We start from the raw sequence: 15,746 nt of genomic DNA on the forward strand, positions 1-15,746 counted from the left end.
GTACTAAAGCAGGCTATTACGCATGGTTAATATGTGACGGATTTGATCCCAGCGCAGTAAGCCAAGTATTTGTTTTTCATCTTTTTGGTTGTAAATATACACGGCACCTGAACGTTTGTCTTTGAGTATGTCAAAGGCATCCGCGAGAGTTGCTTGAGTACTGAGCCCTTGAAGTGGAATATATGACACCGATACGCTTCCCTCAGAGACTAAGTTCAAATCATATTCCGCAAGTCGGTAACCATTTTCATCGTCGTAGACTATCAAAGGGGTTTGACTGTCGACAGCGGCTAAGCTTTCTTTTATTTGCTCTTTGTCGTCGGAATAAAGCAGTTTAAACTGTTCATCCATTTCTTCCATAATCCCCACTTTTTGCAGTGCCTCTTTAGCGGGGGAGACATGATAGGGGAGTCCTTGAAAGTCAAGCTGCTGTAGGAAGATAGATCGATTTCCAAACACTTGCAGTGCAGTGATGTAGGCCGTGGAGATAACCAGCATTGCTGGCACAATGATTTGTGGGTTAGAGGTCAGTTCCATTACCGCGGTAAGCGCTGCTAAAGGCGCGTGTAATGTGGCAGCTAACAAACCAGCCATGCCAAGTACGCCATAAGTGCCCACAATTTCCGCCTCGGGAGTAATGTATTGTGCAAAGAACGACATCAGTGTGCCCATTACAACGCCAAGTCCTATTACCGGACCAATTAAACCACCGGGAATACCGAGCCCAATAGCAAATAAAGTCGCTAACAGTTTTGCAATCAAAATTGTTGTGAGAAGTTGCATGTTATTGGGAGATTCTAACGCTTGCGTGATAGCGCTCATTCCTGAACCCATTGCTTCGGGGACGGCGTATCCAATAAGGCCTGCAATTAACCCTGCTAAGAGTAGACGAGGGAACATGCTTAGTGGCTTTGAGGTTTTGATTATCAGCATCAGGTTTTGGTTAAAGGCATAGGCAATGGCTCCTAAGGCAGCACCACAAACAATGAGGTAGGGATAATGCCAAAAGCTCAACGGTGTAATATTGATAAGTGAAAGCTCAGATCCAGAGCCGAACATGTATTGGGTGCTGATCGCACCGATGACTGCTGCGAGCATGATTGGAACAAAGATGTGCACCTTGTATTCTCTTAACACCACCTCCATCACAAAGATCACCGCTGCCAGTGGGGTATTAAAAGAAGCTGCGATCCCTGCGGCAATGCCACAGCCAGACAAGGTTCTTGCCGCGTTAAGAGGTAGGTGAAGTCGTTCAGCGAGTATACTTGCTCCAGTTGCGCCCATGTGGACAGATGGGCCCTCGCGGCCTACCGAAAAACCAGCAATTAGCGCGACAGCACCACCAAAAAACTGGTTAGCCGAGTTCCAAATTGGCATCTTTCCGTAATGATGTTTGATGCGGTTTATTACATACGGAATACCTAATCGATAGTGTTTGAACCCAGTAAGTGCAGCAAAAGTAGCGATTAGTAGCGCTGCGAAAACAGGGATAAATAGCCGATAGAGTTCAGGAAGCTCAGAAAAGGTATCGGGTTGAGAAAGGAAGAACCCTTGCACAATCTCTATGGTAAGACGAAAGGCGATGATCAAGATTGACGCTATCAAGCCCGCGAGCACACCTAACAGGCACAGTTGAATTGAAGTTTTAGGTTTTGCTAAGCGTCTTCTTAATTTATTTAGAGACATGTGATTTTTATTCCGAACTGTGTAGCTTCAATAGAATAACAGGTTTCTAATGCTAAGTCGTTGTTATAAAAGTAGAGCATTTAATTTTTTATTGCTGGGTATGAATTTTCTTTAGCTCATTAACCATGGTTACGATTAAGGGGGTATTTATATCTTAAAAGGTTTGCTGAAACCACTGTAGCAATACTTGATTAAAACACTCAGGTATTGGATAATTTACCGATTAGAGTACTAGGGGTCGAGATCTATGTCTGAACAGTTACCAATCCAATTTTCTGACGCTGCAGCAAATCGAGTAAAAGAGTTGATTGAAGAAGAGGAAAATACCAACCTCAAGCTTCGTGTTTATGTAACCGGTGGTGGTTGCTCTGGGTTTCAGTATGGTTTTACATTTGACGATAAAGTAAACCCAGGAGATTTAGAGATAGAAAAAAATGGCGTGTCTATGGTGGTAGACCCGATGAGTATTCAGTATCTAGTTGATGGTGTCGTTGATTACACTGAAGGGCTGGAAGGAGCGAGGTTTTTCGTCGACAACCCAAATGCAACGACAACTTGTGGTTGTGGCGCAAGCTTCAGCGTATAAATATTCGACTTTTTTAGGTTTTACTTCTTACTGAAAATCGCGCGTTTATTCAGGAAGAAACCTATTATACCAATCCACAATAACACTTAATCATTTTGAAAGATTAAACCTGACGATAGCTGCGTTAAAAATTTCTCATTTAGAACAACTCAATAACGAAATTTTTGCCTTGCCTACATGGATGTAGGTACCTTAGCGGTAGCAGGACGCGAGAGCGGAACTATCGACAAGGTTTTCTAGCTTCAAAATAGACCACTTAGTTAAGCGGATTGGTATAATATTGAAAACGGCTGCATTTTTGGTGCAGCCGTTTTTTTTGAGCCTAAATTAGGGATAAGGATTTACATTGCTTCACATTGATACAAGTTCAATTTGTAAGGTTAAATCTGAAGAGCGGCGGTTGCTATCGAATTAGCACAATATGACAAGCAACGGCTTTTTTGATAATGAATAAACCTAATGATAGCTGGTCAAGAACATTATCAAAATGAAAAATCCTAACACGATAGTCGAAAGCGTCAGTATGTAGATGAAACCTTTCTTACCCTGTTTTATCGGTACGCCATTTAATTTAAGAAAAAAGTACCAAATTATGCAGAGTAAAATAGGCAGTAAAAATAGCAATCGAACCATGTTACCTCTCCCATTTTTAATCATTTTTCTAAGATTACCGCTAACTATATATTTTTGAAAGGAAAATATTTTATTTCAAATACTGGTACATCTTTTAAAAAATTTGTTAAAGTGTTACAAGATATTGCTGGCCCTATAAATTAACAAAATGTAAAAAATTAATTGGAGGTTGGCGTCGTTTTGCGCTATACCTAATTGGGTACATAACTGGTCGCAAAATAATTGAGTTTGTGACACATCACGGTAATATCAGGCACGGAAAGTGAAGTAAGACGGGCAAATTTTGCTTTGCTTTCTAAATTGTTTCATCTAGTAGGAGATGTTTAATTATGATGGGTAAAACGGTTTCTTCAGAAGAAAACGGTAAATTGACAAAGTGGTTGAAATCAAAACGCCATGAGAAAGGCCATACAATGCGCAGCCTTGCTCAAGTTCTAGGTACGCCACACTCATTCATCGGTAAAATTGAGAATCAAGAGCGTCGTTTGGATGTGATTGAATTCTTACGCTACTGTGAAGCGCTTGAAGTTGACCCTTACGAGGGCTTACAACTTATCAATACTGAAGAGCAATAATCGCTTCAGTATGGTTTAGGGTGCAAGGAGCTGCACCTCTATCCCTTATCTCTGCCATGATATGACGCTTCAATAGCGTATAGTTTCCCTCTTATTAAGTACAAAAATACCAAAGACGGTACAACCATTAGCGCGGTTAAAACGAAGAATACGGCCCAATCACCTTTTAGCAAGTCGTCAACGACAAAGCCGCTGTATCCCGCGAGCATCGTTTTGCCAAGATTCCCCAATGACGCCAGTAATGCGTAATGCGTCGCGCTGAAAGCTCTATCGCATAGCATTGAAATAAAAGCCACCATTGCTACCAGTGACCATGCCTGCGTAAATCCATCAACCACAATAGCCAATGCATAAAGCTGTTCAATAGGCCCGGCTACGGCTATCCATGAAAACATCAGGTTGGAGGCCGCCATAGCAACACCACTGATAAATAGGCCTTTAACGATACCGTATTTATGATTAAAAATGCTGCCTAAAAACGCGAAAATAATGGTAATGATCCCTGTACCTAGCTTAGAGTACTGACCAATCTGAGCATTACTGAAGCCGATTTCTTTGTAGAAAACGATCGACATTCTCGCTAGGAACGCCTCACCGATTTTAAATAGAAATATAAAGGCCAGTAGAGCCAACGCGGTTTTTACCCCATTTTTTTCGAAAAAGCTCTTGAATGGCTCAACCAGAGTCACTGCAAACCAAGCGATAATTTTTTTCACTGTGGTCGCACTACTGCTGGCTAGTTTTGCCTCATAGCTTGCCTGTAATTGCGCCTGAATTTGTTCTCGATGAGATGTGGGCTCTTTGGCAAGCAAGGTAATAACCAGCAAACCTGCCATCATGATACTTAATAATTGATAGATTAAAGGCCAACTAAATCCGGGGATATCGGCGATGAAAAAAGGAATGGCACCAAGCAGCGCGTAGCCGCTCCACCAACCACTGGTAGCCATTGCAGCAGCGGCCGTGGCTTTATCACTTTCTTCTTCTGGAAGAATATCAATACGATAAGCGTCTATTGCAATGTCTTTGGTTGCTGAAAAAATTGCAATTAATAGGCATAGAGAAGCTGCGATGGCGAGTCCATTTTTGAGGTCAATTAGAGACAGTGCAAAGGTAGCAGCGACAATACAAGTTTGGCATAGCGCTATCCAGCTGCGTCGCTGTCCTAAAAGCGCGTTAAGGACGGGGAGTTTTATTCTGTCGATCAGTGGTGACCATAGAAAGTTAATCGTGTATGCACCATAAACAAGTCCAAATAGACCGATCAGACTGCGGCTTAACCCTTCGTCTTTGAGCCATGCTGACATCACAGAGCCAACAAGTACCCATGGGAATCCACTACTAATACCAAATGCAAAAACAGTGAGTAGGCGCTTGTCTTTGTAGTAGCTGAGGTACTGCGACAAACTTGTAGATATCAGCATGTTATTTTATAGCTCCGGCTCTTTGAGCACTTCCATTTTTAAAATCACAACAGGTTCTTTTGGAATAAAGGTATAACCCAATTTTTCGTTGTAATCGGTTTCTACTTTCATAATGGCGTCTAGTGTTTCATAACCCTCAACAACACTGCCAAATACAGCAAAACCCCAGTCACTACCTGGGTTTAGGTGATCGTTATTGTCCATATTAAAGAAGAATTGACGTGTTCCAGAATGCGGCTTGCTGTCCTGATAGGCCATGGCAATAGTGTACATGTCATTTTTTAAACCGTTACCGCTTTCATTGAAAATAGGAGCGCGTTCAAACATACCGTCGTACTCTTTGTCATAGCCACCTCCTTGAATAACGAAATCTTTTTCATTTACCTCATCACGTTCGACGCGGTGAAATACTGAACCGTTATAGTCCTTGTTGATTACATAGGTAAGGAAGTTGTTAACTGTTAGTGGTGCTCTGGAACGGTCTAATTCTACGACAATTGCGCCTTTAGTTGTGTGTATTTGCACACGTGGGAATAAATTATTCTTCTGTATGAATTTACCATTCATTTCAGCAAAGGTAGGCTGACTGAAAATAAATAATGCTAAAAATGCGATAAGTTTTTTCATTAACTTCCTCTCACAAACTCAATTAGTTCAGGATCTTGGATTATTCTATTTACTAGCTTGGTTGCGAGCTCATTCAACTGGGCTTCGACTTTGGCTTGTTCGTGCTTTAAAGGTCCTGTGAGCGATGCTGTGGCCGAGTACGACTTTTCAAAGGTACGACTTGGTTGTTGCACGTTAACATTAAAATGCGCGACTGCCTGACTTTCATGTTTTGTAAATGACTCGGAGACTTCACTTCTAAATTGTTGAATTTGCAATGTTAACTTGCTTATTGCGCTATTTGAAATGTTTCCGCTATTCGCTTGAATTGCAGTTTCTACCAGGTTTTGCATCTTTACTGGCAAATGCGCGTCAGGTAAATAAAGCGCTGGCTCTTGGTCTTTGACCTTGATGGTAAACTTTGACTTACGTCGGTCCTGTACTTCAACAAACAAAATGACTGAGCTAAGTGCATTACTACTTTGTTCGTAGTTTGGGCTGAAGATGACCTGTTTCGGAGGCGTCGCACATGCTGAGATTAGTAATAATACAATCAAAGTAATAAAGGTGTGTTTCAAAGCTAGCTCCTTTTTATAGTACTTAAAACAGTAAACTTTTTATTATTTCCTATCACCTTACAATTACCGAATAGGCGATTCAACTTGTCCTGATAATCTAAATGACGATTACCGATAATCCGTAACTCTCCACCTTTTTTTAAAACGTGCTTAGCTTCTAAAAACATTTGCCAAGCGATGTGATCAGTAATGGCATTTGCTTGATGAAACGGCGGGTTACAAAGTACTAAGTCTGTCTGTGCAGACTCAAAACCAGACAAGCAATCATTTTGTATAAACTTGCAGTCTACCAGACGCTCCGGCAAATTGTTCGCGACGTTCTGTTTAGCACTGGCAACGGCCATGGCAGACTCATCGACAAATGTCACGTTGGCGTTGGGCATTTTACTCAGTGTCATTAAGCCAATTACGCCATTCCCACAGCCAAGGTCAATAATATTAAGTGGCTTTTTACCCATCGGGAGATAGTTAATGAAAAACCGGGCGCCAATATCAAGTGAGTCCCTAGAAAAAACATTTGCTTTGTTTGTTAAGGTGAAGTCGGTTTTTTCCAACGCCCAGGAAGTTGGAAATTTACTTAACTGCTTTTTAGCTGAAGTTTTACTAAAAATGAGGCGAGACTTTTTGACGGCGAGACTAGTCGTTGGTTCAGTTAAAAAATGTGCGAAGCTTTTTAAAGTGGAAGTGTGGATTTCCTTTACTTTACCAGCTGCAATCACAGGAATATCGGCGTCAAGCATGCTGAGCTTTGCTAGCTGTTGTTGAAGAAAGCCCGCATTTTTAGGCACTTTGATTAACACGAGATCAATGTCTTCAGGAAAATCGGTCAAGCTATCAATAATACGCACTTGGTCCACAGGCAAATGATTCGCTGCTAAATTGTGCTGATAGGCGAGTTGGCTGACAAATGAATCTGTTGCCACCGTGACAAACGCCTGTGTGCTAAGTGCGCAGCACAGCGCACCAAAGCTATCATTCAATATCAAGATACGATTTGCATCTTGGTGATGTTCATTGACATAATCAAGCAAGTATTCATCTGCAGAATCCCACGCTTGCAAGCTGCGGTTTTTTTGATCAAGAGGAAAGCGCTCTAGCATAAAAGGCTTTCCGGCAAGTAAAGCTTCAGTGGTCATTGATGTGATTCTAAAAAGTATTTCAAGCTGGTCGTAGTTTAACATGAGAGCACAAGGCAACGCACGGAACTTACCCGTCGGTTTTTCTTTTCAGGCCGATGCCATCAGTTATGACAAGAGTATTGCTTTATATGAGCATCTTAAAACTGAGCTAGGCTGGCAATCTAATACTATTACCGTGTTTGGCAAGACCCATGTCATACCTAGGTTGGAATATTTTACGGCTGACCAAAATGTTGCTTATAGCTATTCGGGTAAAGCCTTGGTTCCAAGACCATGGCCTGCGGCCTTGATGGGAATTAGAGCTCGTATCTCAGAGCGTTATGGGTGTCACTTCAATGCTGCGCTAATTAACTATTACCGCAATGGTGAAGATTGCATGGGCTGGCACAGTGATGATGAACCGGAGCTAGGCCCAGCGCCATTGATTGTTTCTCTATCACTCGGCGCGACGCGACGCTTTAAAATTCGCCATAAACTCACCAAGCAGGTTACCGATTTAGATCTGACTACTGGCAGTATGTTGGTAATGTCAGGACAAAGTCAGCAGCTTTATCAGCATTCTGTTCCACGACAAAAAAAGGTGCATCAGGGCCGTATCAACATAACTTTTCGCAGTGTTGGAAAACCGTTGCGTTAGGCGTATAGTAGCGCCATGTATTTCCTTGGGAAGAGTATAATGTCAATGCAATCACAGATTTATGATAAGGTGGCTAACGCTATTCAATGTAAACATCTCAATGTTATCAATGAAAGTCATATGCACAGCCGAGGAACAGACTCACACTTTAAAGTGGTCGTGGTTAGCGAACAATTTGAAGGTCAGCGGTTGTTACAAAGACACCGAAAAATAAACGAAATACTGCAAGACGAATTACAAAATCATATTCATGCCTTAGCTATCCATGCTTATACACCAGATGAATTTATGGAAATAGAAGGGCAAGCTCCGGAGTCACCGAAGTGTTTGGGTGGTTCAAAATTAGATAAATAAGCCGGCGCTAGCTGATCAGATCTGTATTTTTCTTTTCAGCCAGTAAAATAGCCAGTTATTGTTCACAGAAAACCGCCGTAATTACTCGTTGGTTTTCTCGATTATATCAAATCAATGGATAGGATCTCTTATGGTCATTAAGCCGAAAATTCGCGGATTTATTTGTACAAATGCACATCCAGTTGGCTGCGCAGCACACGTAGAAGAGCAAATTGAATACGTTAAGCAACAAGGCAAAATTGAAAACGGCCCTAAAAATGTTTTAGTGATCGGTGCATCAACGGGTTACGGTTTGGCGTCACGTATAACCGCAGCATTTGGCGCGGGCGCAAATACCTTAGGTATTTTCTTTGAAAAAGAAGGTACTGAGAAAAAGCCAGCCTCAGCAGGTTGGTACAACACTGCAGCGTTTCAACAAGCTGCAGAGCAAGCGGGCTTATGGTCAAAAAACATAAATGGTGATGCATTTTCTGATGAGATTAAACAGCAGACCATCGAAACCATAAAAGCAGAGCTTGGCAAGATTGACTTGGTGATCTACAGCTTGGCTTCACCTCGCCGCACTGACCCGAAAACCGGCGAGAGCTACTCATCAACGTTAAAGCCAATTGGTTCTGATGTTACCACCAAAAACCTAAATACGTCTAAGCGCGTGATTGACGAGGTCACCGTAGAAGCTGCAAACGAAGAAGAAATTGCTAATACGGTCAAGGTTATGGGCGGTGAAGATTGGGAATTGTGGATTGATGCTCTTAAACAGGCCGATGTATTAGCAGAAGGTTTCAAGACAACGGCTTATACCTATATTGGTAAAGAGTTGACTTGGCCTATCTATGGTCACGCAACTATCGGTAAAGCCAAAGAAGACTTAGACCGTGCAACGTTAGCAATTCGCGAAACTACAGCTGACATAAAAGGTGAAGCTTATGTTTCTTCACTAAATGCAGTAGTAACTCAAGCCAGTTCTGCAATTCCAATTATGCCTTTATACATTTCTGCGTTATTCAAAGTTATGAAAGCAGATGGCACGTATGAAGGGACCATTGAACAAATCCATGGTCTGTTCACTGAAAACTTATACGGCACTACACCTCGCTTTGATGATGGAGGTCATTTGTTCCAAAACTACAAAGAGTTAGAAGACGGGGTTCAATCTCGTGTGCAAACAATTTGGGATACCGTGGATACAGACACTATTGACGAGCTAACGGATTATGTGGGTTATCATAATGAATTTCTAAAACTATTCGGTTTTGGAATTGATAGCGTGGACTATGAAGCTGACGTGGATTCAGTTGTCGCGATTAATAACCTACTTTAACAGGTTTTCTGTTTTATAAACTGGTGGAATGACTAATAAACCTTCCGCCAGTTTTTTTATTCAAATTTCTTCAATATAAATTTTATCAATTCTACTTTGGTCTATACTGCCTCAAGCGATGGATTTTTAAGCTAATCTAAAACCTATTTAAAGTCGTATTAATTTCATAATTCCACTCGCATCATGGGTAGGATTAATGTTAAAATCAGTGAAATTTGTAACGACTATTGTCACGTCGCTTACTTTTTGTTCGCGTGGATCGTTTTTTGGAGGGACTGGCTTTGGGGACCCCAATGGGACTCATGTCAGATGCTCTTTCCAAACCAAGTTTTACTCAACAATGGGGTGGCGCCGTGGTGACTAAAAATATTTTCAGTTTCTTTCCGTTAATGTAATGCAAGTGCGTATGATCAACATAAAAAAAGGTCTGGATTTACCGATAGAGGGCGCACCTCAGCAAGTTATTCATGATGGTTCTGCCGTCAAACGAGTAGCTGTGCTAGGTGAAGAGTATATTGGTATGCGTCCAACCATGCATGTTCGCGTGGATGACCAAGTCAAAAAAGGCCAAGTTCTTTTTGAGGATAAAAAGAACCCAGGCGTCAAGTTTACTGCGCCAGCTTCTGGTGTAGTTAAAGAAATTAACCGTGGTGCTAAGCGTGTGCTGCAATCCGTAGTGATTGAAGTACAAGGCGACGAGCAAATCACTTTTGAAAAGTTCTCTGCTGCTGAATTAAGCAACTTAGACTCTGAAAAAGTGAAGGAAGTGCTAATCGAGTCAGGTCAATGGCCTGCGCTTCGTGCACGTCCTTTCAGTCGTGTTGCTGTTCCAAGTGCCTCTCCAAGCTCAATTTTTGTCACTGCGACAGATACTAACCCGCTAGCAGCAGATCCTGCTGTGGTGATTGCTGAAAACGTGGAAGCGTTTGAAGCCGGTCTTGCGGTTGTGTCTCGTTTAACAGACGGCAAAGTATTTGTGTGTAAGAAAGCCGGTGCTACTGTACCTAGCTCTTCAATCTCACAAGTAGAAGTACATGAGTTTGCAGGTGTGCACCCAGCGGGCAACGTTGGTACTCACATTCACTTCCTAGACCCAGTAGGCGCAAACAAGCAAGTATGGCACCTTGGCTACCAAGATGTTATTGCTTTCGGCAAATTGTTCCTAACTGGTGAGATCTATTCTGAGCGTGTTGTTTCTTTAGCAGGTCCTCGTGTTAAGAACCCACGTCTAGTTAAGACTCAAGTAGGCGCGTCGCTAACTGATTTAGTTGCAGGCGAGCTTGAAGACGGCGATAACCGAGTCATTTCTGGCTCTGTGTTAGCTGGTAAAACAGCAACCGGTCCTCATGCTTACCTAGGTCGTTATCACAATCAAGTTTCTGTATTACTTGAAGGTCGTGAAAAAGAGCTGTTTGGCTGGATCGCACCGGGTAGCGACAAGTTCTCAGTAACACGTACATTTATTTCACACCTTGTGCCAAGTCGTTTATTCAAAATGACAACCTCTACAGGTGGTTCAAAGCGTGCAATGGTACCAATTGGTAACTATGAGCGTGTTATGCCACTCGATATTTTGCCTACTTTGCTTCTACGTGACCTTATTTCACGTGACTTAGATAGCGCGATTTCGCTAGGTGCACTAGAGCTAGATGAAGAAGATTTAGCACTATGTACTTTTGTGTGTCCGGGCAAATATGAGTACGGTTCAATCCTGCGTGATTGCCTGACTACTATCGAGAAGGAAGGTTAAAAATGGCCTTAAAGAAATTTTTAGAAGACATTGAACCTCACTTTGAACCAGGTGGTAAACACGAGAAGTGGTATGCGCTTTACGAAGCGGTAGCTACTATCTTTTATACCCCAGGTTATGTAAATAAAGGTGCAACGCACGTTCGTGATAATATCGACCTAAAACGTATTATGATTTTAGTGTGGATGGCAACGTTCCCTGCAATGTTCTTTGGTATGTTCAACATCGGTCACCAAGCTGCAATTGCGCTGGGTAATGGTTTTGAACTAGCAAACACATGGCAAGTCGCTATTTTCCAAGCGCTGGGCGGTGAACTAACCGCTGATGCAGGCTGGGGCGCGAAAATGTTCTACGGTGCGTGTTTCTTCCTACCAATTTACGCTACTGTTTTTGCGGTAGGTGGTTTTTGGGAAGTACTATTTGCATCAATTCGCAAGCACGAAGTTAACGAAGGTTTCTTCGTAACGTCTGTACTCTTCGCACTTATCTTGCCTGCGACAATTCCGCTTTGGCAAGTAGCACTAGGTATTACCTTTGGTGTTGTTGTGGCGAAAGAAATTTTCGGTGGTACAGGCCGTAACTTCTTAAACCCAGCTCTGGCTGGCCGTGCTTTCCTATTCTTCGCATATCCAGCGGATATCTCTGGTGACACAGTGTGGACAGCAGTAGATTCATTCTCTGGTGCAACTTACCTAGGTCAAGCTGCGATTGGTTCACTAGATTACAGCAACATGGAGTTGTGGTGGAATGCGTTCTACGGCTTTATCCAAGGTTCTGTTGGTGAAACATCAACGCTAGCACTGCTAATTGGTGGTCTGTTCTTGATGTATGTCCGCATCGCGTCATGGCGTATCGTGTTAGGTACTTTCGTTGGTATGGTGGTGATGTCTTTCGTACTAAATGCGATTGGTTCAGACACTAACCCTGCGTTTGCAATGCCTTGGCATTGGCATTTAGTACTTGGTGGCTTTGCATTCGGTATGTTCTTTATGGCAACTGACCCGGTATCAGCTTCATTCACTGACAAAGGTAAGTGGGCTTATGGTGCGCTTATTGGGGTAATGGTTGTGTTGATCCGTGTAGTTAACCCTGCATATCCGGAAGGCATGATGTTAGCAATTCTATTCGCTAACTTGTTTGCACCACTATTCGACCACTTCGTAGTGCAGTCAAATGTGAAGAGGAGATTGGCACGTGTCTAGTAACAATGAATCTATCGGCAAAACGCTAGGCGTTGTTGTTGGTCTGTGTTTGGTGTGTGCTATCGTGGTTTCGATTGCATCGGTTCAGTTACGTCCAATGCAACAAGCTAGTAAAGCGAAAGACATTCAAAGCAACATTTTAACCGTTGCAGGCTTTAAAGACGTGAAAGATGTTTTTGCTACGTTTGAAGCTAATGTTGAATCAAAAGTTATCAATCTTGAAACGGGTGAGTTCGTTGATATCGACGCAAACTCATTTGACTTTGAAAAAACAAAGTTTGACCAAAAGCGCAGTGTGAAGCTTGCAAAAGCGGAAGACAAAGCAGGCGTTCAGCGTATGACCAATAACTCTCCAGTGTACTTCACTCGAGATGCACAAGGTCAGCTTGAAACTATCATCTTACCAATCCAAGGTTATGGCCTTTGGGGTATCATGTATGGTTTCCTCGCTCTAGAAGCAGACGGTGAGACAATTAAGTCAATCAATTTCTATAAGCACAACGAAACTCCAGGTTTGGGTGGTGAGATTCAAAACCCAAGATGGAATGCGCTTTGGAATGGTAAATCTCTACCAATCGACGTAGTTAAAGGTGGTGCAAACGGTGAGCATAAAGTAGACGGCTTATCAGGCGCGACACTAACTTCTAACGGTGTAGATAACACGGTTGACTTCTGGACAAGCGATAAAGCGTTTGGTCCTTTCCTTGCGAAAGTACGTAAAGGAGCATTGAACTAATGGCAAATGCAAAAGAAATGAAAGAAGTCTTGTTTGGACCAGTCTTCGCAAACAACCCGATTGCCCTTCAGGTACTAGGTATTTGTTCTGCGCTAGCGGTTACATCAAGTCTTAAAAATGCCCTTATCATGTCAATTGCTTTGACATTGGTAACCGCGTTTTCAAGCTTATTTATCTCTATGATCCGTAGTCACATTCCATCAAGCGTTCGTATCATCGTACAGATGACCATCATCGCTTCGTTGGTAATCGTGGTAGACCAAGCTCTGCAAGCGTTCGTTTACTCAACAGCAAAAGAGTTATCGGTTTTCGTTGGTTTGATTATCACCAACTGTATCGTAATGGGTCGTGCAGAAGCTTACGCGATGAAGTCGCCGCCACTAATGTCATTCCTTGACGGTATCGGTAACGGCTTAGGCTACTCAGTAGTACTGCTTACTGTAGGCTTTATCCGTGAATTGGGTGGTAAAGGTTCATTGTTTGGCGTAGAAATCATGCCGCTTGTTTCAGAAGGTGGTTGGTATCAGCCAATGGGTCTACTAATTCTGCCTCCTAGCTCATTCTTCATTATCGGCTTCTTCATCTGGGTACTTCGTACTTGGAAGAGAGAGCAAGTAGAAGCGAAGGCATAAGGGGAGAGAGATGGAACAGTATATCAATTTATTTGTAAAAGCGGTTTTCATTGAAAACTTAGCTTTATCTTTCTTCCTAGGTATGTGTACTTTCTTGGCGGTATCTAAGAAGGTAACAACATCACTAGGTCTTGGTATTGCGGTAATCGTGGTACTTGGCATTTCAGTACCTGTGAACAACTTGGTATATCACGCTGTGTTGGCGCCAGGTGCACTTGAGTGGTTAGGCTTTCCTGAAGTGGATCTTAGCTTCTTGCGCTTTTTGACGTTCATCGGTGTAATCGCAGCGCTTGTACAGATTCTAGAAATGACTTTGGACAAGTTCTTCCCTGCACTTTATAACGCGCTAGGTATCTTCCTACCGCTAATTACAGTTAACTGTGCGATTTTTGGTGCGGTATCATTCATGGTTGAGCGTAACTTGAACTTCGGTGAATCTGTAGTTTATGGTCTTGGCTCAGGTGTGGGTTGGGCGCTGGCTATCGTATTGTTAGCGGGTATTCGTGAGAAGATGAAGTATGCTGATGTACCAGACGGTCTTCGTGGTTTAGGTATTACCTTTATCACTGTAGGTCTGATGGGTCTTGGCTTTATGTCATTCTCTGGTATTTCACTGTAAGGTAGCGAGGAAAAATCATGCTTGAGGTATATCTAGGCGTAGGGATGTTCATTGCTATCGTTGTGATGTTAGTGCTTATCATCATTGCAGCGAAATCAAAGCTTGTAGCAAGCGGTGACATCACAATTGGTATCAATGGTGATCCGGAGAAGGCGATCAAGACACCGGCAGGTAGTAAGCTACTTGGTGCGCTTGCAAATGCTGGTATCTTCGTATCATCAGCATGTGGTGGCGGTGGCTCATGTGGTCAGTGTCGCGTACATATAAAATCAGGTGGTGGTGATATTCTGCCAACTGAACTTGACCACATCACTAAAGGTGAAGCACGTGAAGGCTGTCGTCTTGCGTGTCAGGTTAATGTTAAAAACGATATGGAAATCGAAGTTGAAGACTCAATCTTCGGTGTAAAAAAATGGGAATGTACTGTTATCTCTAACGATAACAAAGCAACTTTTATCAAGGAGCTAAAACTAGCTATCCCTGAAGGTGAAGTTGTACCATTCCGTGCCGGTGGTTATATTCAGATTGAAGCACCAGCACACCATGTTAAATATGCAGACTACGATATTCCAGAAGAGTATCGTGCAGATTGGGAGCGCTTTGGCTTTTTCAATCTTGAGTCTAAAGTTGACGACGAAACAATTCGTGCGTACTCAATGGCTAACTATCCTGAAGAGTTCGGCATTATCATGCTTAACGTACGTATTGCGACTCCGCCGCCAAATAACTTAAGCCTACCTTGTGGTAAGATGTCTTCGTACATCTGGTCACTGAAAGAAGGCGACAAAGTAACTATCTCTGGTCCGTTCGGTGAGTTCTTTGCGAAAGACACTGATGCAGAAATGGTCTTCGTTGGTGGTGGTGCTGGTATGGCACCAATGCGTTCGCACATTTTTGACCAACTTAAGCGTCTTAACTCTAAGCGTAAGATGTCTTTCTGGTACGGTGCGCGCTCTAAGCGTGAAATGTTCTACGTTGAAGACTTTGACGGTCTAGCTGCTGAAAACGATAACTTTGTTTGGCATGTTGCTCTTTCAGATCCTCAACCAGAGGATAACTGGGAAGGTTACACAGGCTTCATCCATAACGTACTTTATGAAAATTACTTGAAAGATCATGAAGCACCAGAAGACTGTGAGTTCTACATGTGTGGACCGCCGATGATGAACGCGGCAGTTATCAACATGCTTAAAGACCTAGGTGTTGAAGACGAAAATATCTTACTTGACGACTTCGGTGGTTAATAAGGGTTCGGTCTAACAATAAGT

General features: G+C 42.6%; 16 protein-coding genes. 11 read left to right on the forward strand and 5 right to left on the reverse strand.

Annotation, left to right across the window (positions count from 1 at the left end; genetic code table 11):
- Nucleotides 1-3: 3 nt before the first annotated feature.
- Entirely contained in the window at nt 4-1,686 is a 1,683-nt protein-coding gene (locus ACSLBF_RS04075; protein ID WP_440055327.1) for a chloride channel protein, read from the reverse strand.
- 247 nt (nt 1,687-1,933) lie between these two features.
- On the opposite strand from ACSLBF_RS04075, the gene erpA reads away from it, so the two are divergent.
- Both erpA and ACSLBF_RS04085 read left to right on the forward strand, forming a co-directional pair.
- Entirely contained in the window at nt 1,934-2,272 is a 339-nt protein-coding gene (gene erpA, locus ACSLBF_RS04080) for an iron-sulfur cluster insertion protein ErpA (RefSeq protein WP_440055328.1), read from the forward strand.
- Nucleotides 2,273-3,234: 962 nt separating this feature from the next.
- A complete protein-coding gene (locus ACSLBF_RS04085; RefSeq protein WP_440055329.1) occupies nt 3,235-3,480 on the forward strand; it encodes a helix-turn-helix domain-containing protein in 246 nt (81 codons plus the stop codon).
- A gap of 38 nt (nt 3,481-3,518) precedes the next feature.
- Here the strand turns inward: ACSLBF_RS04085 and ACSLBF_RS04090 are convergent, their stop codons facing one another.
- The 4 genes from ACSLBF_RS04090 to ACSLBF_RS04105 are packed head-to-tail and all read right to left on the reverse strand — an operon-like array spanning nt 3,519 to nt 7,224.
- Nucleotides 3,519-4,904 (reverse strand): AmpG family muropeptide MFS transporter, encoded by a 1,386-nt coding sequence (locus tag ACSLBF_RS04090; RefSeq protein WP_440055330.1) that lies wholly within the window; start codon nt 4,902-4,904, stop codon nt 3,519-3,521.
- A 6-nt stretch (nt 4,905-4,910) separates the two neighbouring features.
- Nucleotides 4,911-5,531, reverse strand: a complete 621-nt coding sequence (locus tag ACSLBF_RS04095; protein ID WP_440055331.1) for a peptidylprolyl isomerase — start codon at nt 5,529-5,531, stop codon at nt 4,911-4,913.
- Nucleotides 5,531-6,088 (reverse strand): YajG family lipoprotein, encoded by a 558-nt coding sequence (locus ACSLBF_RS04100; RefSeq protein ID WP_440055332.1) that lies wholly within the window; start codon nt 6,086-6,088, stop codon nt 5,531-5,533. The genes ACSLBF_RS04095 and ACSLBF_RS04100 overlap by 1 nt, the downstream gene beginning before the upstream one ends.
- Nucleotides 6,089-6,090: 2 nt before the next feature.
- A complete protein-coding gene (locus ACSLBF_RS04105; protein ID WP_440055333.1) occupies nt 6,091-7,224 on the reverse strand; it encodes a methyltransferase in 1,134 nt (377 codons plus the stop codon).
- 43 nt (nt 7,225-7,267) lie between these two features.
- Here ACSLBF_RS04105 and ACSLBF_RS04110 point away from each other — a divergent pair, with 43 nt between their 5' ends.
- The 9 genes from ACSLBF_RS04110 (at nt 7,268) to nqrF (ending at nt 15,722) form a co-directional block, all read left to right on the forward strand.
- A complete protein-coding gene (locus ACSLBF_RS04110) occupies nt 7,268-7,864 on the forward strand; it encodes an alpha-ketoglutarate-dependent dioxygenase AlkB family protein (RefSeq protein WP_440055334.1) in 597 nt (198 codons plus the stop codon).
- Nucleotides 7,865-7,903: 39 nt separating this feature from the next.
- Nucleotides 7,904-8,218: a BolA family protein gene (locus tag ACSLBF_RS04115; RefSeq protein ID WP_440055335.1), complete on the forward strand. Its 315-nt coding sequence runs from the start codon at nt 7,904-7,906 to the stop codon at nt 8,216-8,218.
- A gap of 130 nt (nt 8,219-8,348) precedes the next feature.
- Nucleotides 8,349-9,539, forward strand: a complete 1,191-nt coding sequence (gene fabV / locus ACSLBF_RS04120) for an enoyl-ACP reductase FabV (protein WP_440055336.1) — start codon at nt 8,349-8,351, stop codon at nt 9,537-9,539.
- Between the two features lie 406 nt (nt 9,540-9,945).
- Nucleotides 9,946-11,289 carry a Na(+)-translocating NADH-quinone reductase subunit A gene (locus ACSLBF_RS04125; RefSeq protein WP_440055337.1) on the forward strand — a complete coding sequence of 448 codons (1,344 nt, stop codon included), beginning with the start codon at nt 9,946-9,948 and terminating at the stop codon, nt 11,287-11,289.
- 2 nt (nt 11,290-11,291) lie between these two features.
- A complete protein-coding gene (locus ACSLBF_RS04130) occupies nt 11,292-12,491 on the forward strand; it encodes an NADH:ubiquinone reductase (Na(+)-transporting) subunit B (RefSeq protein WP_440055338.1) in 1,200 nt (399 codons plus the stop codon).
- Nucleotides 12,484-13,227, forward strand: coding sequence for a Na(+)-translocating NADH-quinone reductase subunit C (locus tag ACSLBF_RS04135; RefSeq protein WP_440055339.1), 744 nt, complete (start codon nt 12,484-12,486; stop codon nt 13,225-13,227). The genes ACSLBF_RS04130 and ACSLBF_RS04135 overlap by 8 nt, the downstream gene beginning before the upstream one ends.
- Entirely contained in the window at nt 13,227-13,859 is a 633-nt protein-coding gene (locus ACSLBF_RS04140; protein WP_440055340.1) for an NADH:ubiquinone reductase (Na(+)-transporting) subunit D, read from the forward strand. The genes ACSLBF_RS04135 and ACSLBF_RS04140 overlap by 1 nt, the downstream gene beginning before the upstream one ends.
- Nucleotides 13,860-13,869: 10 nt before the next feature.
- Complete coding sequence (gene nqrE, locus ACSLBF_RS04145) at nt 13,870-14,478, forward strand: NADH:ubiquinone reductase (Na(+)-transporting) subunit E (RefSeq protein ID WP_440055341.1); 609 nt, start codon at nt 13,870-13,872, stop codon at nt 14,476-14,478.
- A 17-nt stretch (nt 14,479-14,495) separates the two neighbouring features.
- Complete coding sequence (nqrF, locus tag ACSLBF_RS04150; RefSeq protein ID WP_440055342.1) at nt 14,496-15,722, forward strand: NADH:ubiquinone reductase (Na(+)-transporting) subunit F; 1,227 nt, start codon at nt 14,496-14,498, stop codon at nt 15,720-15,722.
- The last annotated feature ends 24 nt before the right edge of the window (nt 15,723-15,746 follow it).

The organism is Pseudoalteromonas sp. T1lg65, assembly GCF_051930985.1.
Taxonomy (GTDB): Bacteria; Pseudomonadota; Gammaproteobacteria; order Enterobacterales; family Alteromonadaceae; genus Pseudoalteromonas.